The sequence below is a fragment of the Candidatus Eisenbacteria bacterium genome (genome assembly GCA_035712145.1).
Classification (GTDB): domain Bacteria; phylum Eisenbacteria; class RBG-16-71-46; order RBG-16-71-46; family RBG-16-71-46; genus DASTBI01.
Map to the genome: position 1 here is coordinate 22,661 of DASTBI010000117.1, position 22,243 is coordinate 44,903.

At 68.5% G+C, this 22,243-nt stretch carries 24 protein-coding genes; 5 read left to right on the forward strand and 19 right to left on the reverse strand.

Translation table 11 applies throughout. The features are described from left to right. Nucleotides 1–14: 14 nt before the first annotated feature. From rpmF to rfaE1, 12 genes are all read right to left on the reverse strand, one after another. Entirely contained in the window at nucleotides 15–197 is a 183-nt protein-coding gene (rpmF, locus tag VFQ05_07240) for a 50S ribosomal protein L32 (protein HET9326547.1), read from the reverse strand. 38 nt (nucleotides 198–235) lie between these two features. Next, the gene (locus VFQ05_07245; protein ID HET9326548.1) at nucleotides 236–631 is read right to left on the reverse strand and encodes a DUF177 domain-containing protein; all 396 of its coding nucleotides are present in this window, start codon (nucleotides 629–631) and stop codon (nucleotides 236–238) included. 194 nt (nucleotides 632–825) lie between these two features. After that, entirely contained in the window at nucleotides 826–1,248 is a 423-nt protein-coding gene (ndk, locus tag VFQ05_07250) for a nucleoside-diphosphate kinase (protein HET9326549.1), read from the reverse strand. 37 nt (nucleotides 1,249–1,285) lie between these two features. Beyond that, complete coding sequence (sucD, locus tag VFQ05_07255; protein ID HET9326550.1) at nucleotides 1,286–2,335, reverse strand: succinate--CoA ligase subunit alpha; 1,050 nt, start codon at nucleotides 2,333–2,335, stop codon at nucleotides 1,286–1,288. Next, entirely contained in the window at nucleotides 2,332–3,471 is a 1,140-nt protein-coding gene (gene sucC, locus VFQ05_07260) for an ADP-forming succinate--CoA ligase subunit beta (protein ID HET9326551.1), read from the reverse strand. Before sucC ends, sucD begins: the two co-directional genes overlap by 4 nt. A gap of 9 nt (nucleotides 3,472–3,480) precedes the next feature. Further along, nucleotides 3,481–4,962, reverse strand: a complete 1,482-nt coding sequence (locus tag VFQ05_07265; protein HET9326552.1) for an aldehyde dehydrogenase family protein — start codon at nucleotides 4,960–4,962, stop codon at nucleotides 3,481–3,483. A 222-nt stretch (nucleotides 4,963–5,184) separates the two neighbouring features. Continuing rightward, nucleotides 5,185–5,502: a YtxH domain-containing protein gene (locus VFQ05_07270; GenBank protein HET9326553.1), complete on the reverse strand. Its 318-nt coding sequence runs from the start codon at nucleotides 5,500–5,502 to the stop codon at nucleotides 5,185–5,187. Continuing rightward, on the reverse strand, nucleotides 5,499–5,909 hold the full coding sequence (locus VFQ05_07275) for a hypothetical protein (GenBank protein HET9326554.1): 411 nt from the start codon (nucleotides 5,907–5,909) through the stop codon (nucleotides 5,499–5,501). The genes VFQ05_07270 and VFQ05_07275 overlap by 4 nt, the downstream gene beginning before the upstream one ends. Nucleotides 5,910–5,948: 39 nt before the next feature. Then, entirely contained in the window at nucleotides 5,949–6,098 is a 150-nt protein-coding gene (locus VFQ05_07280) for a lmo0937 family membrane protein (protein HET9326555.1), read from the reverse strand. A 205-nt stretch (nucleotides 6,099–6,303) separates the two neighbouring features. Further along, nucleotides 6,304–7,935, reverse strand: coding sequence for a M28 family metallopeptidase (locus VFQ05_07285; protein ID HET9326556.1), 1,632 nt, complete (start codon nucleotides 7,933–7,935; stop codon nucleotides 6,304–6,306). Beyond that, nucleotides 7,932–8,420, reverse strand: coding sequence for a D-glycero-beta-D-manno-heptose 1-phosphate adenylyltransferase (rfaE2, locus tag VFQ05_07290; protein HET9326557.1), 489 nt, complete (start codon nucleotides 8,418–8,420; stop codon nucleotides 7,932–7,934). The genes VFQ05_07285 and rfaE2 overlap by 4 nt, the downstream gene beginning before the upstream one ends. Then, nucleotides 8,417–9,451, reverse strand: a complete 1,035-nt coding sequence (gene rfaE1 / locus VFQ05_07295) for a D-glycero-beta-D-manno-heptose-7-phosphate kinase (GenBank protein ID HET9326558.1) — start codon at nucleotides 9,449–9,451, stop codon at nucleotides 8,417–8,419. The genes rfaE2 and rfaE1 overlap by 4 nt, the downstream gene beginning before the upstream one ends. A gap of 49 nt (nucleotides 9,452–9,500) precedes the next feature. On the opposite strand from rfaE1, the gene VFQ05_07300 reads away from it, so the two are divergent. Continuing rightward, nucleotides 9,501–10,406, forward strand: coding sequence for a GNAT family N-acetyltransferase (locus VFQ05_07300; GenBank protein ID HET9326559.1), 906 nt, complete (start codon nucleotides 9,501–9,503; stop codon nucleotides 10,404–10,406). A gap of 43 nt (nucleotides 10,407–10,449) precedes the next feature. Here the strand turns inward: VFQ05_07300 and VFQ05_07305 are convergent, their stop codons facing one another. Next, nucleotides 10,450–11,001: an energy transducer TonB gene (locus VFQ05_07305; protein HET9326560.1), complete on the reverse strand. Its 552-nt coding sequence runs from the start codon at nucleotides 10,999–11,001 to the stop codon at nucleotides 10,450–10,452. Between the two features lie 30 nt (nucleotides 11,002–11,031). Between VFQ05_07305 and VFQ05_07310 the strand changes: the two genes are divergently transcribed. Next, nucleotides 11,032–12,168 (forward strand): uroporphyrinogen decarboxylase family protein, encoded by a 1,137-nt coding sequence (locus VFQ05_07310; GenBank protein ID HET9326561.1) that lies wholly within the window; start codon nucleotides 11,032–11,034, stop codon nucleotides 12,166–12,168. 9 nt (nucleotides 12,169–12,177) lie between these two features. Further along, nucleotides 12,178–12,750: a peroxiredoxin family protein gene (locus VFQ05_07315; protein ID HET9326562.1), complete on the forward strand. Its 573-nt coding sequence runs from the start codon at nucleotides 12,178–12,180 to the stop codon at nucleotides 12,748–12,750. 22 nt (nucleotides 12,751–12,772) lie between these two features. On the opposite strand, the gene VFQ05_07320 is transcribed toward VFQ05_07315, so the two are convergent. From VFQ05_07320 to VFQ05_07335, 4 genes are all read right to left on the reverse strand, one after another. Further along, entirely contained in the window at nucleotides 12,773–13,369 is a 597-nt protein-coding gene (locus tag VFQ05_07320) for a redoxin domain-containing protein (protein HET9326563.1), read from the reverse strand. Nucleotides 13,370–13,467: 98 nt separating this feature from the next. Continuing rightward, nucleotides 13,468–15,246: an ATP-binding protein gene (locus VFQ05_07325; GenBank protein HET9326564.1), complete on the reverse strand. Its 1,779-nt coding sequence runs from the start codon at nucleotides 15,244–15,246 to the stop codon at nucleotides 13,468–13,470. Nucleotides 15,247–15,318: 72 nt separating this feature from the next. Further along, a complete protein-coding gene (locus VFQ05_07330) occupies nucleotides 15,319–16,194 on the reverse strand; it encodes a tetratricopeptide repeat protein (GenBank protein HET9326565.1) in 876 nt (291 codons plus the stop codon). Nucleotides 16,195–16,249: 55 nt separating this feature from the next. After that, nucleotides 16,250–17,137, reverse strand: coding sequence for a Ku protein (locus tag VFQ05_07335; GenBank protein HET9326566.1), 888 nt, complete (start codon nucleotides 17,135–17,137; stop codon nucleotides 16,250–16,252). Between the two features lie 28 nt (nucleotides 17,138–17,165). On the opposite strand from VFQ05_07335, the gene ligD reads away from it, so the two are divergent. Further along, a complete protein-coding gene (gene ligD / locus VFQ05_07340) occupies nucleotides 17,166–19,775 on the forward strand; it encodes a DNA ligase D (GenBank protein ID HET9326567.1) in 2,610 nt (869 codons plus the stop codon). Here ligD and VFQ05_07345 read toward each other — a convergent pair whose 3' ends face one another. Further along, entirely contained in the window at nucleotides 19,776–20,291 is a 516-nt protein-coding gene (locus VFQ05_07345) for a phosphatase (GenBank protein ID HET9326568.1), read from the reverse strand. It lies immediately after the preceding gene. Nucleotides 20,292–20,412: 121 nt separating this feature from the next. On the opposite strand from VFQ05_07345, the gene VFQ05_07350 reads away from it, so the two are divergent. After that, entirely contained in the window at nucleotides 20,413–21,924 is a 1,512-nt protein-coding gene (locus tag VFQ05_07350) for a YifB family Mg chelatase-like AAA ATPase (GenBank protein HET9326569.1), read from the forward strand. A 52-nt stretch (nucleotides 21,925–21,976) separates the two neighbouring features. Here the strand turns inward: VFQ05_07350 and VFQ05_07355 are convergent. Next, a partial coding sequence (locus VFQ05_07355) for a rhodanese-like domain-containing protein (protein HET9326570.1) occupies nucleotides 21,977–22,243 on the reverse strand: 267 nt, incomplete at its 5' end.

Here is a 22,243-nt window from a genome sequence, read left to right on the forward strand (position 1 = left end):
GTCCCGGCCGGGAATCACTCGGCGGGCGGCTGAACGATCTCTTCGCCGTCGTAGAAGCCGCAGTTCGGACAGATGCGGTGCGGCTGCTTGGGACTGCTGCAGTGGCTGCAGGAATTCAGCCCGGGTCGGCCCAGCTTCCAGTGCGTGCGGCGTTTGCGCCCACGCGTGCTGGAGTGTCTGCGCTTGGGAACTGCCATCGATCAAATCCTCCTGTCCGCGCCCCGTTGGGGTCGCGTCAACGCGATCCTTGGCATGCACAGGGCCCGAGGTTGAGATCCGCTCCGCACCGTGGACACAGTCCCAAGCAGGTCTCTCTGCAGTGCGGCGTGATTGGAAGCTCGAGCAACAAGGCTTCGCGCGCTTCTTCTCGGACGTCGAGCTGGCGGCCGTCGTGAAATTTCATGTAGTTGTCGCGCTCGAGGGCTTCCTCGAGGCGCCGTCCGCTGCCCGCGCGGTCCGCGAGCACCGTCAGCTCGGCTTCGACGGGTTGATCGAAGGATTGAAGGCATCGCACGCATTCGAGCCGGGCCAGGGCGGACACCATTCCTTTGAGCGCCACCTGGTTTCCAGCTCGGTCGATGTCGAACACGCCCCGCACTTCCCCGGGCCATTCCGCCCCCGGCAAGTCCAAGGCTGTCGCCTCCGCCCTCGCCTCCACCCGATTCCTTCCCGGGTTCACGGTCGCTAAGTTGATGACAAATGCAGACATATCGAGGACCGCGACGGTGAGCCGAGAACCGGACGGACACTAGCACAGGGTTCCGCGACCCGTCCAGCGAGGCTGATCGCAGCGAGTTGCGGGCCTGTGCTCGCGAATCCCGGCGCTCAGCGAGCCGGTGCCGTGACCCCGAAGAAGATCTTCAGCTCCCGCTCCGCACTGGGCACGCTGTCGGAGGCGTGAACCGAGTTCATCTGCTTGCTCTGGCCATAGAGCTTGCGGATCGTGCCCGGGGCCGCCTGGGCGGGATCGGTGGCTCCCACCACTTCCCGAAGGTACGCCACCCCCTGATCGCGCTCGAGGCAGGTCAGCATGACCGGGCCGGAGGTCATGTAATCGGCCAGGTCCTTGAAGAACGGCTTGGCGCGATGCTCCTCATAGAAGGTCTCGGCTTCCTCGCGGGTGATGCGTCCCATGCGAGCCTCGACCAGCCGAAAGCCGCGATCTTCGACGTGCGCCAGGATCTTGCCCGTGAGATTGCGCTGAACGGCATCGGGCTTGACGATGAACAGGGTCCTCTCCAGGGCCACGGCTCTCTCCTCTTGAATGGTGGGTTGGGTCTCGGGTTCAACGACGCTTGCGCGAGGCGGTCTTCGAGACGCGACGAGTGGACCGCGCGGCATCGCGCGATTCCGAGGTGCGCGCTCGCGTCTTCGCCCGGGTTCCGTTGGCGGAGCTCCGGGTCTTTCGCGCGGCGGGACCATTCGCGGCACGTCCCGAACGGCGGCGAGACAGGGCCGCGGCAACCAGCCCCGGGATCTCCGAGGGGATGCGCGCCACCGGCACGCCGACCGCCTGGAACGCGGCCATCTTCTCGGCGGCGGTTCCGCTGCCGCCCGACACGATCGCGCCCGCGTGGCCCATGCGCTTCCCGGGGGGTGCCGTCTGGCCGGCGATGAAGACCACGACCGGCTTTCTCACCCGGCGGCGGATGAACTGCGCGGCCTCTTCCTCGTCGCTGCCGCCGATCTCGCCGATCAGCACGATGGCTTCGGTCTGGCGATCGGCGTCGAACATCGCCAGCGTGTCGATGAAGTTGGTGCCGATCACCGGATCGCCGCCGATGCCGATGCAGGTGCTCTGGCCGAGACCGGCATGCGTGAGCTGGTGCACCACTTCGTAGGTCAGCGTGCCGCTGCGCGAGACCAGTCCGATCGGACCTGGCTTGCAGATCTGCCCGGGCAGGATGCCGACCTTGGACAGGCCCGGGCTGATGAGGCCGGGACAATTGGGTCCGATGAGCCGGGGTCGCACGCCACCGTTGCTCTCGCGGTGAGAGGCGACGTGGTGATAGGCGGCGAGCGTGTCGCGGACCGGGACGCCTTCGGTGATGCAGACGATCAGGCCGACGCCGGCATCCGTGGCTTCGAAGATGGCGTCGGCGGCGAAGGGAGCGGGCACGTAGATGACCGAGGCGTTGGCCTTGGTGGCGGCCATGGCCTCGGCCACGCTGTCGAACACCGGCACGCCGTGGACGCTCTCGCCTCCGCGCCCCGGCGTCACGCCCGCCACCACCTTGGTGCCGTAGCTCATCATCTGCTGGGCGTGGAAGCTGCCGTCGCGACCGGTGATGCCCTGGACGATGAGGCGCGTGCTCTTGTCGATGAGGATGCTCACGCCGCGACCTCCTGGGCCTTGGCGATCACGGTGCGCACGCCTTCGTCCATCGAGGTGGTGGCGGCGAGTCCCTTCTCGGAGAGGATCTTTCGCGCGAGATCCTCGTTCGTTCCGGTGAGCCGGATCACGAGCGGGATCTGGAGCGGCGAGGCCTCGAGGGATTGCACGATGCCGCGCGCCACGTCGTCGCAGCGGGTGATGCCGCCGAAGATGTTGAACAGGATGGCCCGCACGTGCGAGTCGCCGGTGATGATCTTGAGCGCCGCGGTCACCTTGTCGGGGTTCGACGATCCGCCGATATCGAGGAAGTTGGCCGGCTCGCCGCCGTAGTGCTTGACCAGGTCCATGGTCGCCATCGCCAGCCCGGCGCCGTTCACCACGCAGCCGATGTCGCCCTCGAGCTTCACGTAGGAGAGTCCGAACTCGCGCGCCAGCTTCGCCCCCGGCGTCTCTTCGTCGGGATCGCGCCAGGTCCCCCACTCGCGGTGCCGGAACTCGGCATTGTCGTCGAGGATCACCTTGGCGTCGAGCGCGAGCACCTGGCCCTGCGGCGTGATGGCGAGCGGGTTGATCTCGGCGAGCGAGCAGTCGCCGTCGCGATACACCGTCCACAGCTTGAGCAGGATGTCGGTGGCCTGGGCCACGAGCTTGCCGTCCTTCAGCAATGGCTGGAACAGTGCGCGCGCCTGGTAAGGCCGGAGCCCGCCGGCGCCGACGAGATGGCGCACGATCTTCTCGGGGGTCTGGCGGGCGACTTCCTCGATCTCGACGCCGCCTTCGGCGGAGATCATCACCAGCGGCTGCTTGGCCGAGCGGTCGAGCACGATGGCCACGTACAGCTCGCGCGCGATGTCGGCGGCCTTGGCGACCAGCACCTTGCGCACGGGCAGGCCCTTGATGTGGAGCGCGAGGATGTCGCGAGCCTTCTGCGCGGCCTCGTCGGGGTCCTGCGCGAGCTTCACGCCGCCGGCCTTGCCGCGACCGCCGACCAGCACCTGCGCCTTGATCACCACGGCGCCGCCCAGCGACTGCGCGATATCACGCGCCTCCTCCGGCGTGGTCGCGACCTGCCCGGGCAGCACCGGCAGGCCGTGCCGCGCGAACAGCTCCTTCGCCTGATACTCGTGAAGGTTCATCGTGCGTCTCTAGTTGTTGTCGATCTGGGCCCGCTGCAGGTGGCCGCTGAAGTCGACGTAGATGCTCTTCCACTCGGTGAACGGGTCGAGCATGGTGTGGCCTGCCTCGCGATGGCCGTTGCCGGTGCCCCGCGTGCCGCCGAAGGGCAGATGGGTCTCGGCGCCCGTCGTGCCGTGGTTGACGTACACGATGCCCGTGTCCAGATCGCGCATCGCCTTGAACGCGCGGTTGACGTCGGCGGTGAAGATCGAGGACGAGAGCCCGTAGCTCGAGGCATTGTTGATCTCGATCGCCTTCTCGAGACTCTCGACCTTCACCAGCGCGAGCACCGGTCCGAAGATCTCTTCCACCGCGACCCGCGCCGTGGGCCGGACGTCGGCGAACACCGTGGGCCTGTAGAAGTGCCCCTTCGAGAGCGCACCTTCGGTGGCCGCGGCGCCTCCCGCGACCAGCGCGCCTTCTCCGCGTCCGATCTCGACGTACTCCGACACCTTCTCCACCTGGCCCCGGTTCACGAGCGGTCCCACCTCGGTCGCCGGGTCGAGGCCGTCGCCGAGCCGCAGAGCGCGCGCCTTGGCGGCGACCCGCTCCGCCAGCGCGTCGTGCACCTTCTGGTGCACCAGCACCCGGCTGCACGCGGTGCATCGCTGACCCGTGGTGCCGAAGGCGCTCCATGCGATCGCTTCGGTGGCCAGCGAGAGGTCCGCGTCCTCCATGACCAGGATCGCGTTCTTGCCGCCCATCTCGAGCGAGATGCGCTTGCCGAGCGCTCCGCCCTTGCCCGCGATGGCGAGGCCGACCTCGGTGGATCCGGTGAACGAGATCACCTGGATCCCGGGATGGGCCACCATGGGATCGCCGACCTGCGAGCCGCTGCCGAAAACGAGATTGAGCACTCCGGGCGGAAGCCCCGCCTCTTCGAAGATCTTCGTGAAGTGCCAGGCCATCTCGGGCGTGTCGCCCGCGGGCTTGAACACCGCGGTGTTGCCCGCCACCAGCGCCGGCATCAGCTTCCAGGAAGGGATCGCGAACGGGAAGTTCCACGGCGTGATCACGCCGGCCACGCCGACCGGCGAGCGCACCGACATCGCCCACTTGTCCGGCATCTCGCTGGGCGTGGTGACGCCGTACATGCGGCGCCCTTCGCCGGCGGCGAGGTAGGCCATGTCGATGCCTTCCTGGACGTCACCCCGGGTCTCCATCAGGACCTTCCCCATCTCCCGGGTCATCGCGCGAGCGAGATCTTCCTTGCGGGCGCGGATCAGCTCACCGGCGCGGTAGACGATCTCGGCGCGCTTGGGAGCGGGCGTCTTGCGCCACGCGGGAAAGGCGGCCCGCGCCGCCTCGACCGCCGCATCCACCTCTTCGGGACCCGACGAGGGGTATTCGCCCAGCATCTCGCCGGTCGCGGGGTTGGTATTGAAGAAGGTGCGGCCGGAGCGCGCCGGCGCCCAGCGGCCCCCGATATAGTTGAGGAACGTCTCCGGCATGCGTGGGTCCGCGGACGGATCCGCGACCTCCAGAAATGACGAAGGGAATGGCCCGGCGGATCGATGCAGGAGATGCCGGGAAAAGAGGCAGTAGGCTACGCGCGGGCGTGGCGGGAATCAAGAGCGAAGCGGCTGTCACCCATTCGCCGAGCCGACTCGCGCGAAGTGACGGGTCCTGTCAGCCCATCACCCGCGCAGTGTCGGCTCGGCTGTTTTCTCGGGTTACGCTCCCTCGCGCTCCGCGGAGTACACGGAGCGAGTGTCCTTCTGCTGCTGCTCGTACGCGGAACGACCTTCGTTGATTCCCTGGTGGACGCCTTCCTTCAGCCCCCCAAAGGTCGAGCGCGCCTGATTGGCCAGACCGCGGGCCTTGGCCGGCACGTCGCGGCGCAGGCGGCGAGCCGTCTCGCCGAGCTTGTGCCGAGTTTCGCTGCCCTTCGCGGGCGCCAACAGCAGAGCCACGCCGGCTCCGAGCAACGCTCCGAAGATGAATCCCATCGCTGAACCGTTTCCGGTGTGCTGACCGGTTCGTTCGTTCATGACTGACCTCCATGATTGGTTTTCGGTTTCTGGGCATGGGTCAGGCGCGATGCGATGAGTCCTAGGCCCGAACGCACTCCTCGGACGACAGCGGCGGCCATTCCGACGGGGGCGGCCACTTCATCGATGACCGTCCTCGAGACAGCAATCGCCCTCTCACTGAGCCCCTCGAACCGGGTGGTCACCCGCTGAATGCGCGAGGCGGCGTCACCCATGATCTCCATGACCTCATGGGCCTCGTGAGCGATTCCACGAGCTTCGGTGATGGCTTCTCCCAGCTGTTCCGCGGTCGTGCCAATACGATCCACCGCCTTCTCGATCCTGGACAAAGCTCGGATGGTGAAGACGCAGAGCGCGACCAGTGCCACGGTGAGCAGCACGACGGCCACCTGAACGACCGCTGGCATGTAGACCTCCTCGCCGGAGCCGCGAAGCGGTGAAGACCGCTAGACCGGGCGCCGACCCTGAATGATGCGTACCAGCACGCTGACGATGGCGAGCAGCAGGAGCAGATGGATGAAGCCGCCGAACGTATGGTTGCTGACCATTCCAACCAGCCACAGCAGGGCGAGCAGAATCGTGATAGTCCAGAGCATGTTGCCTCCCCATGTCGGCCGATTGCTTCGGCCGAATGCATGAGCTTTGGCAATGCCCGGGCCAGCGCCGTAAAGGTCGGATGTGTCGAGAAGTGGCGGCTGCTGCGCCGGCTGCGCGGGCGGATCGCGGGGGTTTTCTACAATGTGCCGTCCGTTTGGACCGGGCGTGAGCGCGATTGCAGCAGCGCCTGGAGGACGGACGCGCTCAGCGCCGCCGGTAGAGCTCGCCGAAGAAGTCTCCCGGGTTCCAACGCGGCCGGCTGGGCTGATTGGCCACACGAGACGCCATCAGCAGATGGAGGCGCGCGAAGCGGGCCAGCGACTCGTAGTCCATCCGCTGTCCGAGGTCGTCCTGCGGGCTGTGATAGACGCGACGGAGCCAATCATCGAGCGCTGCCTGGGAGGACGCGCCACCGCGCCCGGTGACGAACAGTGACGGAACCCCGCGCCGCACGAACGAGTACTGATCGCTACGGATGAAAACCACCTGCTCCGGCGTCGGATCGGTGACCACGTGGATCCCCAGCGTCGTGGCGGCCTGGCGGACGACCGCCGCCAGCGTGGAGTGCTGCGCCCCGTGCGCGACGACTTCACGCAGCGTTCCCACCATCACGTACATGTCCATGTTGAGGTTGGCCACCAGGTCCTCGATCGGCGTGGTCGGGTGCTCGGCAAAGTAGCTGGATCCCTGGAGACCCTTCTCCTCGCCCGTCACGGCCAGGAAGAGCACCGAGCGCTTGGGCCGCGGGCGGGTCGCGGCCAGAGCCGCGGCGACCTCGATCAGGGCGGCGATCCCGGTCGCGTTGTCGAACGCGCCGTTGTAGATCGAATCCCCCTGAACCGCCGCGCCGATCCCCAGGTGGTCGAGATGGGCCGTGAGCACCACGACCTCACGCGCCAGCTTCGAATCCGAGCCGCGCAGGATTCCCGCCACGTTGGGACTCGAGACGGACTCGTGGCGAGAAGCGCGGCGGATCCGCGCGCGCGCCGGGAGATCGAAGCCGCGCAGCTTGCCCTTCTCCGCCGCGTCGAACACTTCGGCCAGGGGCGAAGGGGCGCCCTGGAAGAGCTTCTCGGCCGCCGCGCGATTCAGCGTCGCTGCGCCGCGCAGCTCCGGCGTCACGCCATCCGGGATTCCGTCGGCCCCGATCCAGCGGATCGAAGGCTGTCGCGACTGCGGCGCGATCTTCTCCCACGTCGCACGGCGCTCGTCGACCGGCGTGCGGATCGTGAGCACCCCGACCGCGCCGTGCGCCGCCATGTTCGCGTCCTTGACGCGGCTGCTCGAGTAGTGCGCGCGGAGCGTATGCGGAAATGCCGGCGGAGCGCCTGACAGCACGGCGACGATCTTGCCGCGCGCGTCGATTGCCGCGAAATCGTCGTAGCCGAGATCCGGGGCGGTGATGCCATACCCGGCGAACACGATCGCGGCATTCACCTCGGTCTCGCGTGCGTAGGGGTCGGCGCTCATCAGGTAGTCGCGCTCGATCCTGAGATCGTGGCGCCGCCCCTGGACCGTGAGCGAGACGCCGCTCTCGGCCCGCCGCAGCGTCGCACGGCGCAGCGGAACCGGCTGCAGGAAGCTTCCATCGACACCGGCGGGCTCGAGCCCGATGCGCTGGTACTGGGCGATGACGTAACGCGCCGCCAGGTCGTAGCCTCGGGTCGCGGTGCCTCGGCCCTCCAGCAGGTCGTCGGCCAGGAAGCGCACGTGGCCCTCGAGCGCCGTCGGGCGAATGGATTCGAGCGCCTGGCGCGCATTCGCATCCGTGCCGGTTTGCGCGAGCACCGGCGCCGCCACGCAGAGTGCGATGGCGGTGAGCCACAAGCGTCTCACGGGTCGAGCGCGGAGCGTCCCGCTCGGATGCGGGTCACGAGCCCGGTGGTGCTATGGCCTTCGCGCACCGGCACGGTCAGCACACGGCCCCCGCGTGACTCGACGAACTCGCGGCCGACGATGCGGTCGATCGCCCAGTCGCCGCCTTTCACGAGGACGTCGGGCCCCACGTCATGGATCAGGCGCTCGGGCGTGTCCTCTTCGAAGATCACGCACAGGTCCACGCAAGCCAGCGAGCCGACCAGCTCGGCGCGCTCGTGATCGGGGACCAGTGGACGCTGCTCGCCCTTGAGACGCCGCACCGAGGCGTCGGCATTGATGCCGACCACCAGACGATCGCCGAGCGCCGCGGCTTCCTCGAGGTATTCCACGTGGCCGCGGTGAAGCAGATCGAACACGCCATTGGTGAACACGACCGACTCTCCGGCCTGGCGCCAGGCAGCGAGCGTCTCGCCCGCCTCGTCCGGCAGCCGATCGGCGGTCACGCGGGGCTCTCGGCCAGCGCCTGGAGCAACGAGTCCGGCGTGCAAGAAGCGGTGCCGACTTCACGGATCACGATCCCCGCGGCATGATTCGCGAGCGCACAGGCCTCGACGAAGTCCGCGCCGGCCGCGAGCGCCAGCGCCACCACGCTCACCACGGTGTCCCCTGCCCCGGTCACGTCGAAGACCTCGCGCGCCACGGTCGGCAGATGGGTGTAGCGCCCGCCCTGCTCGAACAAGCTCATCCCGCCCGGACCTCGGGTGATCAGCAGCGCCTTGGACTCGACGCGCTTCAGCAGTCCCCAGCCGACGTCCATCAACGAAGCTTCATCCACGATGCGCCGGCCCATCACGCCGCCGGCTTCGTACTGATTGGGCGTGAGGATGCTGACGCCCCGATAGGCGTCGATGTGGCTCTCCTTGGGATCGACGCTCACATGAACGCCGCGGCGGAACGCCGCGGCGAGTGCGGCCGGCAGCGCGGCCGCAGTGATCACGCCTTTGCCGTAGTCGCTCACGATCAATCCGTCGGAGCGCTCGATCTCCTGGGCCAGCGCGCGGGTGGTGCTTTCGGCCAGCGCCCCGTTGAATTCGGCGCGAGCTTCGCGATCCGCGCGCACCACCTGCTGCTGGTGCGCGATGATCCGGGTCTTGACCGTGGTCGGCCGCGAAGGATCCCGAGCGATCGGGCCGGTCTCGATCCCCCGCGCGGCGAGCGCGTCGACCAGCTGATCCGCCTCGGCATCGCGCCCCACCACGCCGACCAGCACCGGCCGCGCGCCGAGCGCGGCGAGGTTGGCGGCCACGTTGCCGGCGCCGCCGAGCGCGAACGTCTCTCGCTCGATCTCCACCACCGGCACCGGCGCTTCGGGCGAGATGCGATCGACCCGGCCCCACAGGTAGCGGTCGAGCATGAGGTCGCCCCACACCACGATGCGTCGTCCCGCCAGGCGGGGCACGAGCGCGCGCAGGGCGGCGAGATCGAGCGACGTCGAAGCCACGGCGCGGCACGCTAGCACCGGCGCTGCCTGCACGCCACCCGCTCCATTGACCCGGTTTGGCGAGCCCCCTTACGGTGCGCCGATGCTGACGCCACGCCCCTATCGCCCCGCCGATCGTGACGCCTTCCACGCGGTGCTTCGCGATCCGGCGTTGCGGCCTCAGCTCCAGTGGCTGATCGACAGCCACGAGCTCGACGACCCGCTGAACCATCCTTTCGTCGGGCCCGCGAAGGCCTGGGTCGCGGAAGGCGAAAACGAGCTGGCGGGGTTCTCGACCGCGTTCAAGCTCGACTCGGGGCGCGGGCCCTGGTCGGTGGTTCGGGTCGCCGTGCGACCGCGCTATCGCCGTCGCGGCCTGGGTCGCGGGCTGCTCGAGCAGGCGCGCTCGTCGCTCGCGCTCGAGCTCCCGGGCGCCGAGGTGAAGATCAGCTACTGGGAGCCGTGCCCCGAGGGTGAGGCCTTCGCCGCGGCGACAGGCTTCACTCACGACCGGTACTTCTGGGACATGGAGCGGCGGCATCTCGAGAAGCCGGTCGTCGCGTGGCCGGCCGGCATCGAGGCGCGGACCTTCGATGGATCGCCGGAAGCGCTCCGGGACTGGAACGACTGCAGCAACGCCGCCTTCGAGCAGAGCCCGATGAGCCTGACCTCGACCATCGAGCAATGTCAGATGCTCACGCGCCAGCCGCACTTCCATGCTTCGGGATTGGTGCTGGCCTATCGCGACGGCCGCTGCGTGGGATTCTGCCGCTGCGCGATCCATCCGGAGTTCGGTGATCTCGACGTGCTCGGTGTGCGCCCCGAGGCACGCGGGATCGGTCTGGGTCGTGCGGTCGTGCGCTGGGGCACCGCGTGGCTGCTCGAGCAGAAGGTCGCGAGCGTGCGGCTCACGGTCGACGGCGAGAACTCACGTGCGCTGGAGCTCTACCGGAGCGAAGGCTTCGACGTCATCAAGACCCGGCGCATCTGGGTGCAGCGGCTGAGCTGAAGACGGTTCCCGGGCAGTCGCGATCCGGCATGAGCCATCGTGATCACCTGCTCCCGAAGTCGAATCGCTGGCGGCACCACACGGCGATCGGCCTCCCTCCCTGCAGCGCCGGATAGAAGCGCATCTCGAGCGCGCACGAGACCGCGGCCTCGACCAGCAGGCTGTCGTTGCTGCCGGCGGCCCACAGCGCGTCCGAGACATTGCCTTCCTCGTCGACGCGCACGTCGAGCTCCACGGTCCCGCGTCTCCCGACCGGCGGGATGAGATTGCCGGACCTCCGCAGCAATGGCGGCTTGAGGTCCTGGTCGACGACCAGGAGCGGAGGATCGGCGGAGATCTCGACCAGGTCAGGGCTCGGGACCGGAAGCGCCGGATCGAGAGGCTCGGGTCTGGATGGGGAGACCTTGGCGAGCCACACCTTGGGGGCCGGAGCGGGGGAAGCGGGCCTCACGATGCGCAGCCGCTCGCTGCGGCCGGTGTCCGCCATCACGTTGACCGGCAAGGAAGTGGGCGGTTCCGAGCGCGATTCGCGCCGTCCGCAGCCCAGACCGGCCAGGATCAGGATCCCCATCGTGACGCGGAGGGCACGCCCCATGCAGACGAGGCTAGGAGGGGCTCACACTTCTTGTCCACCGCCACCCCTGGGCGTAGGCTCCTGTTCGACGAGAGTCAGCTGACTCCCGCCGCGGGACCTCTTAGACCGGGGGGCTGCATGGCGGTGAGAACGTCGCGCGAACGCGTTTGGGCCACGCTGCGCGGCGATGCAGTCGACAGGCCCGCGGTTTCCTTCTGGGGCCACTTCTACCACCGGGAGTCCTCGGCCCTCGAGCTCGTCGACGCCACCCTGGAGCACCAGCGCGAGTACGGCTGGGACTGGGTGAAGCTCAATCCTCGGAAGCACTACCACGTCGAGGACTGGGGCGTTCGCTACCGCTACCCGGGACGCGCGGACGAGAAGCCGGTGCTCGAGTCATGGCCCATCCATCAGCCGCCGGATTGGCGCAAGCTGACGCCGAAGAATCCGAAGCACAAAGCACTCGGAGAGCAGCTCGAGGCCGTGCGCCTCCTGCGCCAGCGACTGCCCGACGACGTTCCGATGATCGAGACGGTGTTCACGCCGCTCGCGATCCTGGCGGAGATGGTGGAGGAGCCGGGCGTGCTCAAGCTCCATATGCGCGAAGAGCCCGACGCCGTGCGCCAGGCGCTCGAAGTCGTGACCGCGACCTTCGAGCCGTTCGTCACCCAGGTGATCGCGCACGGCGCGGACGGAATCTATCTCGCCACCACCGACTGGGCCTCGAAGACCTGGATGACCGCGGACGAGTACCGCGAGTGGGCCCGGCCCTACGACCTGCGTCTGCTCGCGGCCGCGGCGGGCGCACCCTTCAACGTGCTGCACGTGTGCAAGCCTCGCAACCTGCTGTTCGACCTGTCCGACTATCCGGTGCAGGCCTTTTCGTACGACGCCACCGATCCCACCAATCCCACGCTCGACCAGGCGCTGTCGCGACTGCCGGGTGCTTTGATGGGAGGCATCTCGCACGAGGGCGCGCTGCAATCGGGAGTCGACGCTGTGACCGCGGAAGTGCGCCGCGGTTTCGAGCAGACCGGGGGCCGTCGCTGGCTGGTCGCCCCGGGATGTTCCATTCCCCCCCGTACCCCGGCTGCGAATCTGAAGGCGGCGCGTGCGGCGGTCGATGCCGTGTCGAGCGACCCGGCGGGATCGTCGCGCGCGTCACCCTCGAGGGCGATGCCGCCCTAGGAGGTCGCTGTGAAGGTCCTCGTCGTCTGTGCGCTCCTGTGTGTCGCCGCCCCTTCGGCGGCGCAGCCCAACCTCGACAAGGTTCCCACGCCGTCTCAGGGAACCGAGTCGGGCTCGCAGGCCATCCCGGTCGGTCAGTTGCGGGTGGCCGGCGTCGTCCACGTGGGTCAGTCCGCTCCGGATTTCACCGTGATGTCGAGCTCGGGACGTGAGCTGACCTTGTCGCGGCTCAAGGGCGACTGGCTGGTGCTGGTCTTCTCCGAGAATCGCGAAGACTTCGCCGCGCTGCGCGACATTCACGAGCGCCTGATCGAATCCGGGTCGTTCGTCTACGGCGTGTGCAAGGAGAAGCCGCAACGCCTGCGCACCTACGCCGAAGACGAGCGGCTGCCCTTCGAGCTGCTGGCCGATCCCACCGGCGAGATCTCGGCGCTCTACGGCTACTACGACCAGGAGCGCCGGGCCACGACGCGCGGGTTCGTGGTGCTCGATCGGCACAGCATGGTGCGCCTGGCGCTCCAGGGCCAGGCCCCTCCCGAGGAGATCGCCAGCCTCGCCCACTACACGATCACCGGCTACTAGAAGCGAGAATCGCGGGCGAGATTCAGCGGGCGCCAGGCAGTGTGGCGCCCGCCATGGGGATGGCGAGCGCGCGTGAGCACAGCCGCGCGTACTCCACATTCGGAAGGCTGCCACGCACCAGGCCGCACACCCGGCCGCGCGCATCGAGGATGAAACAACCGGGTGTGATCCGTTCGCCATCGACGACGTTGAACTGACCGGCGATCACTCCACGGGAGTCGGCGAGCACCGTGTACTGAAGGCCGAGACGCTTCACCAGCGACCGCGTCGCATTGGGCCGCGCGTCCACCACCGCCACCGGGATCACGCCCAGATCGAGGAGGGCCTCCCGCTGCTGCTGGAGCTTCTTCAGGTCCGCCTCGCGCGGCCCGAACACCAGCAGCACGGGACCCTGATCGAGCAGGTGATGGAGCCGCATGGAGCGCCCGCCGAATCCCTCGAAGGCGAAGTTGGGCGCGGGATCTCCCAGGCGAACGATCGATGCCGGCGGCTCGGGAATCCGCCCCGCCACGGAGCCGCTCGAATGCGCGCGCCGTTCGACGGACTGGGAGGCGTTGTGAGCGTCGATGCCGGGACCCATCCACAACAATGAGACGAGGCTCACCCAGGGCAGCCACATGAGGACTCTCTCCGCGTCTTTTGGGAAGGCCGCGGCGAGGTGCCGCAGCCGTCATGGTTATCGGCCGGAGATGCGGCGGAGTTGAGCTTCGTGACGCGTCAGCCGCGCACGCGGCCGGAGATCATGTCGCCCACGTGTCTCAGCGCACGATCGACGTCTTCCATCGAGAAAGGCTTGGCGATGATCAGGTCGACGCCGCGCGCCTGGGCGCTCCCTTCCTCGAGCTGTGAGCCCCATCCGGTGACGAGCACGATCGGGATCTCCGGCGCCTGCGCCTTGACGCGCCTCGCCACGTCCCAACCGTTCACTTCGGGCATGCCGAGATCGGAGAACACCACCTGGGGCGGGCGTCTCTGGAACTCGGCGAGCCCCGCCTCGCCGCCCAGCGCGAGCCGGACGTTCTGGCCGCGGTCGCGCAGCATGTCGGCGAGCACTTCGAGGACAGGCTCCTCGTCGTCGACGACCAGGATGCTCATGGCGGGAATGCCGGCCGATGACGGGTCTCCGCCACGCGAAGCCGCCACGGAGACCGGATTGCACGGGAAGCGCAGCGTGAACTCGGTGCCGAGGCCGGGCTGACTGTCGACCGTGATGCTGCCGTGATGGCGGGTGACGATGCCGTACGCCACGGAGAGACCGAGGCCCGTTCCCTTGACCGGCTTGGTGGTGAAGAAAGGGTCGAAGACGCGCACCTGGGTCTCGGCATCCATCCCGATGCCGGTGTCTCGCACCCGCGCCATGACGCCGGAATCCGCATCCTGCGTGGTGAGCAGGATGAGTCCGCCCCAGGGCATGGCGTCGAGCGCATTGAGCACCAGATTGGTGAACACCTCGCGCAGCTCGGAGCCGTTGCCGGCGATCGGCTGGGTGGCCTCGAGGAACTGCCGGATCTCGACCGAGACGCCTCGCTTCTTGGCGTTCGTCTGCCAGGCGGGGCGCGTGAACTCGATGACGTCGCGGATCACCTGGTTCACGTCGATCGGCTCGAAGTCCTCGTCCTGACGCAGGCGCGTGAACTCCTGCACCCGGCGCACCGTGCTCGCGCCGTCGAGGGCGGCCTGCTCGATGACCTGGAGCTGGCGCCGGATCTCGCCTTCCTGCGCGGCGCGCAGGAGGAGCTGCGTACGGCCGAGGATCGCCGCCAGGATGTTGTTGAAGTCGTGGGCGACGCCGCCGGCCATCTCGCCGAGCGCGTTCAGCTTCGCCGACTGCACGAGCTGATTCTGGGTGGCGCGCAGCTCCTCGTAGGCCAGCTTGATCTGCTCGTACATGCGCGCGTTCGTGATGGCGGCGCTGCACTGCGCGGCGAACAGCGTGGCCAGCTCGAGGTCGCCTTCCACGAAGAAGCGGCGCTCGGGCCCGATGCGCACCAGCGTGATCACGCCGATCACCTGATCCCGGGCGAAGAGCGGGACGCACAGCAGCGAGGACACCTCTTCGGGAGTCCCCGGCACGTCCATGGCCCGCGGATCGTCCTCGGCCTTGTTGACGATCTCGCCGCGCCCGGTCGAGGCCACGCCGCCGGTGATGCCCTCGCCCATCTTGAGGCGAAGCGCCATGACCTCGTCGCGATAGGCCTGGACGTCGCACGCCACCGGCCGCAGCGTGCGGTCGGCGTCCTCGATGAGGAACACGGTGCACTCGTCCACCTGGATCACCTTGCGCACCTGCTGGGCGATGGTGGAGAGGATGGTGTCGAGCTCGAGCGAGCTCACCATCGCCTGGCTCACCGTCAGGAGCGCGGCCAGGCGCTCCTTCTGCTCGGTCTCGCGGTCGAGCAGGTCGTGGAGCGACGAAGCCGCGGCCTCGAGGCTCATGGGGTCTACGGTGTTCTCCCTCCAGTCTTCGTCGGGAGATCGTTCGGGCAGGGCGGTCACGCAGCCTCCGGGTGCAGGTCCCCGGAGTTATCGGCGTCGGCGGGATGGACTTAAGGGTTTTGCCCGAAGGGTTTAGCGGCTCGCCGGCGCCTCGCCGCCGAGGCGGCGGAATTCGTGGAGATGACGGATCGCCTTGCGCGGCTGGCCGAGCCGCTCCCACAGCCGCGCGAGATTGAAGTGGGCATCCGCAAAGCCATCGTCCAGCTCGAGCGCCTTCTCGTAGGCCGTCGCCGCCGCGTGGGGCCGGCGCAGGTCCTCGAGCGCCACGCCCAGGTTGAAGGCCGCGGTGGCGTCCTCCGGGCGGGTCGCAAGGGCGGCGCGGTAGTGTGCCTCGGCTTCGGAGTGCCGACCCGCCTCGTGCAGCAGGCAGCCGAGGTTCAGATGGGCATCGGCGTGCTCCGGCGACAGCTCGACCGCGCGGCGATACGCTTCCCGCGCGCGCTCGGGCTCGACCGGCTCGAGGTCGCAGCCGAGGTGGAACCAATCCTCGGCGTCCATTCCGTCGCTCTCCTGCGCCGCGTCCGCCGCCTGCCGCGCGAGCGGCGCGACGGCCGACACGAGTGACCGGACGTCGAGGTCGAGAACCGCCTGGCCGGACACGGGATTCCAGGCCGACGCGCCGTCGCGCACCACGATGTCCTCACCCTCGGCGGTAAGTCGCAGCGCCGCCAGCTGCCGTCCTGCGGGAAGCTGCTCGCGGAGCTTCATCAGCGCCCGCTGCACGCGCCGCGCCGGCATGCGCTCGATCAGGTCCTTGGCGGCGCGGAGCAGCACCAGATCCTGGAAGGAGAAGCGAAGCTCGCGGCCGGGTCCGCGCTGAGGGCTCAGGCAGCCGGCGCGAACGAATGCCGAGATCTGCGGCACCGTGAGCCCGAGAAGGCGTGCGACGTCACGGGCGGGGTACCCGCTGGCGTAGGCTGCCTGCCTGACCGTCGAGGAGCTGTCCATGCTCACCACGCTGGAGTATCACAGTGGAGCGGCGTCGAGAAGCAAACTCGTACGGCTAACGCGAGGCTCGCTTCTTCGGCGCCTCCACCTTGGCGTGTCCTCGCGGCGAGCGGCGAGCCGGCTTGCGGTCGGCGGCCGGCTTCGAGGCCTTGCTCGTCCTTCGCCCGTCCTCCTCGACACCCAGGCTCGCCTTGAGCGCGTCCATGAGATCGATGATCTGGGCTTTCGGCTCTTCGGCCTCGGCGAAGGTGATCTCCTGCCCTTCCACCTTCTGCTGGATGATCTCCATCATCCGCTCCCGCACCGTGTCCTTGTAGCGCTCGGGGTGGAACTTCTCCTGGATGTTCTGCTCCATGAGCTGCATGGCGAGCTTCAGCTCCTCGGGCTTGACGTCGACGTTGGGCACCCCGATCTCGGAGAAGGGGCGCACCTCTTCGGCGTAGCGGAGCTGTTGCATGACCAGGCCGCCTTCCATCGCCCGCAGCATCACCAGGTACTGCTTGCCACGCGCCGCGTATTGCGCGAGCCCGACGACCTCGGCCTGCATCATCGCTTTGCTGAGCAGCTTGTAAGCGCGCTCGGCGCCCTTGTCGGGGCCCAGGTAGTAAGGCCGGTCGTAGTAGACCGGGTCGACCGCGGCGACCGGGACGAACTCGGTGATCGCGATCGCGCGCGTCGCCTCTTCTTCCACCGCCTTGAGCTCCTCGGGCGTGAAGACGACGTAGCTGTCCTTGGCGTACTCGTAGCCTTTGACGATCTCGTCCCGCTCGACCACCTTGCCTTCCTTCGAGCAGATGTACTGCTGCTTGAGGGGAGCGGCGTCCTTCTTGTGGAGCATGCGGAAGGAGATAGACTCGGAGCTCTGTCCGGTGGAGTAGAGCCGGATGGGAATCGTCACCAGACCAAAAGAAATGGTCGCCGAAGCAATCGAATGTGCGCTCATAGGCGTCGACTCTAGCACGGGCCTCCCAGTGCCAGGCACCCCCAAAACCGACCGGCTGACGCAGTACCGCAAGAAGCGCAAAGCCGAGGCAACGCCCGAGCCTTTTGGCGAGGCCTCGGCCGAGCGGCCTTACCTTTTCGTGATCCAGAAGCACGCCGCCCGGCGGACCCATTACGACCTGCGGCTCGAATGGAACGGGACGCTGATCTCGTGGGCGGTCCCCAACGGGCCGTCCCTCGATCCGAGCGAGAAGCGCCTCGCGGTGCACGTCGAGGACCACCCGGTCGAGTACGCGGACTTCGAAGGCGTCATCCCGGCCGGAAACTACGGCGCCGGTGCCGTGATCCTGTGGGATCGCGGGCGCTGGGTGCCGATCGACGACCCCGACCAGCTCGAGGCTTCCGGCAAGCTCCACTTCGAGCTGCATGGATACAAGCTGCGTGGCGAGTGGATCCTGGTGCGCACCAAGCGCGGCCCCAAGGACTGGCTGCTCTACAAGAAGAAGGACGCGTGGGCGCGCCCCGGCGAGCCGCCCTTCGGCGAGGAATCGATCCTCTCCGGGCTCACCGTGGAAGAGCTCGGTGAAGGCAAGACCGGCGCGCGAGAGATCGCGTCGGCGCTTGGAAAGCTCAAGGCCAAGCACGGCCACGTCGATCCGGCGAAGCTCGAGCTGATGCTGTGCGAAACCGCGGAGAAGGCTTTCTCCGGCAAGGACTGGCTCTTCGAGCTCAAGTACGACGGCTATCGAATGATCGCGGCGCGCACATCCGACGGCGTGCCGTATCTCCGCTACCGGAACGGCAATGATGTCACCGCGATCTTCCCGGAGATCGCCAAAGCGGTGCGCGCCCTGCCGTGCGGCGACGCGGTGCTGGACGGAGAAGCCGTCGTGCTGGACGAGACCGGCAAGCCGAGCTTCGCCCGCCTCCAGCAGCGTGGCCAGATCCGGCGCGCGCGCGATGCCGAGCGGGCCGCGGTCGAGCACCCGGTGACGCTCGTCGTGTTCGACCTGCTCGGGCTCGAAGGCCACGACCTGCGTGGCCTGCCGCTCACCCGGCGCAAGGAGCTGCTGCGGAAGCTGGTGCCGAAGACCGGCGCGCTCCGCTATTCCGACCACGTCGAGGCGCGCGGCGAGGAGCTGTTCGAGCGCGTGCGCGACATGGGCCTGGAAGGGCTGATCGCCAAGAAGGCCGACGCGCCCTACCGCGGCGGGCGGTCCAATCAATGGCTCAAGCTGGTGGCCGACCGCTCTGGGGACTTCGTCGTGGTGGGCTACACCGCGGGAAAGGGCGGGCGCGGCGGATTCGGCGCCCTCCACGTCGGCGCCTACCTGGACGATGGCCGCCTCGTCTATTGCGGACGCGCCGGCAGCGGCTTCAACGCGCGCCAGCTCGAGGAGATGGGCGCCGATCTCGAGGCCATCGCCCGCGACCAGCCGGCGTGCATCGGCTCGCTGCCGGTCGGGCACGAGCACCACTGGGTCGAGCCGCGTATGGTCGTGGAAGTCCGCTACAAGACGTGGACGACCGAAGGCCTGCTGCGTCACCCGGTGTTCTCGCGCGTGCGCGAGGACAAGAAACCCGAAGAGTGCTTGTACTCCGCACTACCCGGCCCGCGCCCCGACTCCGCCGTCGCGGGCAACGGCCCGCCGCCCAAGCGCTCGCCGTTCTCTCGCGGCAAGCGGGTGCGGGTGACCGATGCGCCAGCTCAGACTCCGGAGCCCGAGCCCGAGGGGCCACCCGAGATCAAGTTCACCAATCTCACCAAGATCTTCTGGCCGGCCGAGCGCTACACGAAGGGCGATCTGATCGACTACTACCGATCCGCCTGGCCGTGGCTCGAGCCCTACCTCATGGACCGGCCATGCGTGCTGACCCGCTACCCCGACGGCATCGAAGGCAAGAGCTTCTATCAGAAGGACGCGCCGACTTTCCTCCCGGACTGGATCCGTCGCGCGCCGATCTGGAGCGAGGATGGCCAGAAGGACATCCGCTACATCGTGTGCGAGGACGAGACGACCATGGCGTACCTCGCCAATCTCGGCACCATTCCGCTCCACATCTGGCACAGCCGGGTGGAGACGCTGCAGCGGCCCGACTGGTGTCTGGTGGATCTGGATCCGAAGGGAGCGCCCTTCTCCGACGTCATCCTGCTGGCGCGCGCCGTCCACGAGCTGTGCGAGGACATCGGGCTTCCGAGCCTTCCGAAGACCACCGGCTCGACCGGCATCCACATCCTGATCCCGTTGGGGCGCCAGCTCACCTACGAGCAGTCGCGGATGCTCGGCAATCTGCTGGCGCGCGTCATCCACGACCAGCATCCCAAGATCTCGACCATCCAGCGCATGATCAGCTCACGTGGCGGCAAGGTCTACCTCGACTACCTGCAGAACCGCCATGGCCAGCTCATGGTCACGCCGTTCAGCGTTCGGCCGCTGCCGGGCGCGACGGTCTCCATGCCGCTCACGTGGGAGGAGGTGAACCCCAAGCTCGAGAACGGCAGGTTCACGATCAAGAACGCGATCGCGCGCATGGAGAAGCTGGGCAAGGACCCGATGCGAGCGGTGCTCGAGATGAAGCCCGATCTCACCCGCGCCCTGGCGAGGCTTGCCGGGCGCGTCGGGAACGGCGAAGGCTGATCAGCGACCCGGCGCCCACTCGAGCACGAACTCCCGCTGCGCATCGGTGACGGGCGACTGCAGTCCGTTTGCCCGCATCCTGGCGCGCAGTCGACCGATCTCCTGGATCGCCATGCCGCCACTCATCCCGTGCCGCACCAGGTGACAACCGACCACGATTCCGGTGCGACCTGCCCCCGCCAGACAGTGGAGATAGGTCGCGCGGTGGGTTCGCAGCGACTCATCGAGCAGGTCGAGCGTCTCGATCATGTGCTCGATCGTGGGAACGCTCATGTCGGGAATGGCGCGGCGCCGATGGATGAGCGTGGTTTCGGCGCCGGTGACGGCGAGCAAGCCGCCGTAGTGTTCGCTCTCCCCTTCCTCGGTCAGATCGAGGAAGGAGTCGATGCCCGCGTTCACCAACGCCAGCAGCCGAGGCTCCAGCTGTTGGCGACCCCCGTAAGCCGGGTGCTCGCCGGCCGCGAAACGGCCGGACTCCACCCAGTAGCTGAACGAGCTGAGGACACTCGTGGTCAATGCCACCTCCCGGGGTGGGAGCGTACCCGAGCGGCGGGCGTCACGCTTGCTTGGACCCGCGAGGCTGGTCTAGGTTGGCGGCCCGCCGTCGCTCCCGCGCTCGCCCCCGCGGAGTCAGGCGATGCTCGCCCGCATCAAGACGGCCGCGTTGTGGGGACTCGACGCCCAGGCCGTCGACTGTGAAGTGGATGTCGGCCCCGGCCTCCCGGGATTCACCCTCGTGGGCCTTCCCGATGCCTCGGTGCGCGAGGTGCGAGACCGCGTGTGGCCCGCGCTGCGCAACGCCGGCCTCAAACCGCCTGAGCGACGCGTCACGGTGAACCTCGCGCCCGCAGGCCGCCGCAAGGAAGGCGCTTCGATGGACCTCGCGGTGACGCTCGGCGTGCTCGCGGCCACCGAGCAGATTCCCCTCGATCGGCTCGCATCCGCCGCGGCGCTCGGTGAGCTCTCGCTCGACGGCACGGTCCGCGCGGTGCGTGGCACGCTCGCGCTCGCGGAAGCGGCGTGGAGAGCCGGCTCGTCGCGATTGTTGTGCGCCGCTGCCGGCGCTCCCGAGGCCGCACTCGTGGAAGGGTTGTCGGTTCATCCCGTCGGCACATTGAATGACGTGGTGACCTGGGCGCGTGGATCCGACCTCTCCGTCCAGCGCGCGGCGCCGCCCGACCCCGAGCCGGCCACGGGCGAAGACCTCGCGGACGTGCGCGGACAAGCCGTGGCGCGGCGCGCGCTCGAGATCGCGGCGGCCGGCGGTCATCACGTGCTCATGGTGGGACCGCCCGGCGCCGGCAAGTCCATGCTCGCGCGCCGCCTGCCCGGCATCCTGCCCGCGCTCACCGCCGAGGAGGCGCTCACGGTCACGCGCCTCCACTCGGCCGCCGGGCAGAGACCGCCGGGTCGCGGTCTCATGCGACAGCGTCCGATCCGTGCGCCGCATCACTCGCTCTCGCGCGCCGGGCTGATCGGAGGCAGCTCGCCGCCGCGACCGGGTGAGCTGTCGCTCGCGCATCACGGCGTGCTGTTCCTCGACGAGCTGGCCGAGTATCCACGGCATCTGCTCGAAGGCTTGCGCGAGCCGCTCGAGACCGGCCTGGTATGGATCAGCCGCGCCAACGGATCCGCGTGCTTTCCTGCGCGCGCGCTGCTGGTCGCCGCAATGAACCCGTGCCCTTGCGGATGGCTCGGGCATCCGCGCCGCGGTTGCCGCTGCACGCCGACCGACCTGCAGCGCTACGCCGCGCGCGTCAGCGGCCCGATGCTGGACCGGCTCGATCTGCAGATCGAAGTGCCCGCGCTGACGTCGGCGGAGCTGGTCGCGGCGGCCGCGGCCGAGCCGAGCGCGGCGGTGCGTGAGCGAGTCATCGCCGCGCGCGCCACCCAGCGAGAGCGTGGCCACCTCAATGCGCATCTTCCCGATGGCCGGCTCCGGCCGGCGTGCGGCCTGGATTCCGTGGGTCAGAAGCTCATGGCCGACGCGATCGACCGAGCCGGAATGTCAGCGAGAGGGGTGCATCGCGCGCTGCGCGTGGCGCGGACGATCGCGGACCTCGCCGGGGAGGAGCGGGTGACGGTGATGCGCTTGGCGGAGGCGTTGCAGTACCGAGCTTACGAAGTGAGGCACGTCGTTCGACCGTAGCACTGAGCAGGTCCTGACGGTCCCTATGATCGACTCCGGAGCATCGCTCCACTCATGGCCTCAGGACAGCCCGCGCTTCGTCGAACGTTCCGCGGAAGTAGGCCACGTTATGGAACGCCTCGCGGGCGAGAGCTTCGGCCACGAATCGTGCCGCCGCCGCGTCTCGTCCGATCACGACGAGGCGAGTGTTGTGATCCTCCATCGGCAGCCGGCCATCGTCCTTCGCACGCTTGACCTCGCCGACGTCTTTTCCTTCCAACACCCCGCTCCGCGGAATGCTTCGAGCGTTGGGCAGGGTGCCGGAGCGGAAAGCGTCGAG

Coding starts and splice junctions, on each gene's coding strand:
- rpmF (HET9326547.1), bottom strand. CDS start 197: ATGGCAGTTCCCAAGCGCAGACACTCCAGCACGCGTGGGCGCAAACGC.
- sucC (HET9326551.1), bottom strand. CDS start 3,471: ATGAACCTTCACGAGTATCAGGCGAAGGAGCTGTTCGCGCGGCACGGC.
- VFQ05_07270 (HET9326553.1), bottom strand. CDS start 5,502: ATGAACGAACGAACCGGTCAGCACACCGGAAACGGTTCAGCGATGGGA.
- VFQ05_07330 (HET9326565.1), bottom strand. CDS start 16,194: ATGGACAGCTCCTCGACGGTCAGGCAGGCAGCCTACGCCAGCGGGTAC.
- VFQ05_07275 (HET9326554.1), bottom strand. CDS start 5,909: ATGCCAGCGGTCGTTCAGGTGGCCGTCGTGCTGCTCACCGTGGCACTG.
- VFQ05_07300 (HET9326559.1), top strand. CDS start 9,501: ATGCTGACGCCACGCCCCTATCGCCCCGCCGATCGTGACGCCTTCCAC.
- VFQ05_07265 (HET9326552.1), bottom strand. CDS start 4,962: ATGCCGGAGACGTTCCTCAACTATATCGGGGGCCGCTGGGCGCCGGCG.
- VFQ05_07280 (HET9326555.1), bottom strand. CDS start 6,098: ATGCTCTGGACTATCACGATTCTGCTCGCCCTGCTGTGGCTGGTTGGA.
- VFQ05_07305 (HET9326560.1), bottom strand. CDS start 11,001: ATGGGGCGTGCCCTCCGCGTCACGATGGGGATCCTGATCCTGGCCGGT.
- VFQ05_07320 (HET9326563.1), bottom strand. CDS start 13,369: ATGTGGCTGCCCTGGGTGAGCCTCGTCTCATTGTTGTGGATGGGTCCC.
- VFQ05_07335 (HET9326566.1), bottom strand. CDS start 17,137: ATGAGCGCACATTCGATTGCTTCGGCGACCATTTCTTTTGGTCTGGTG.
- VFQ05_07350 (HET9326569.1), top strand. CDS start 20,413: ATGCTCGCCCGCATCAAGACGGCCGCGTTGTGGGGACTCGACGCCCAG.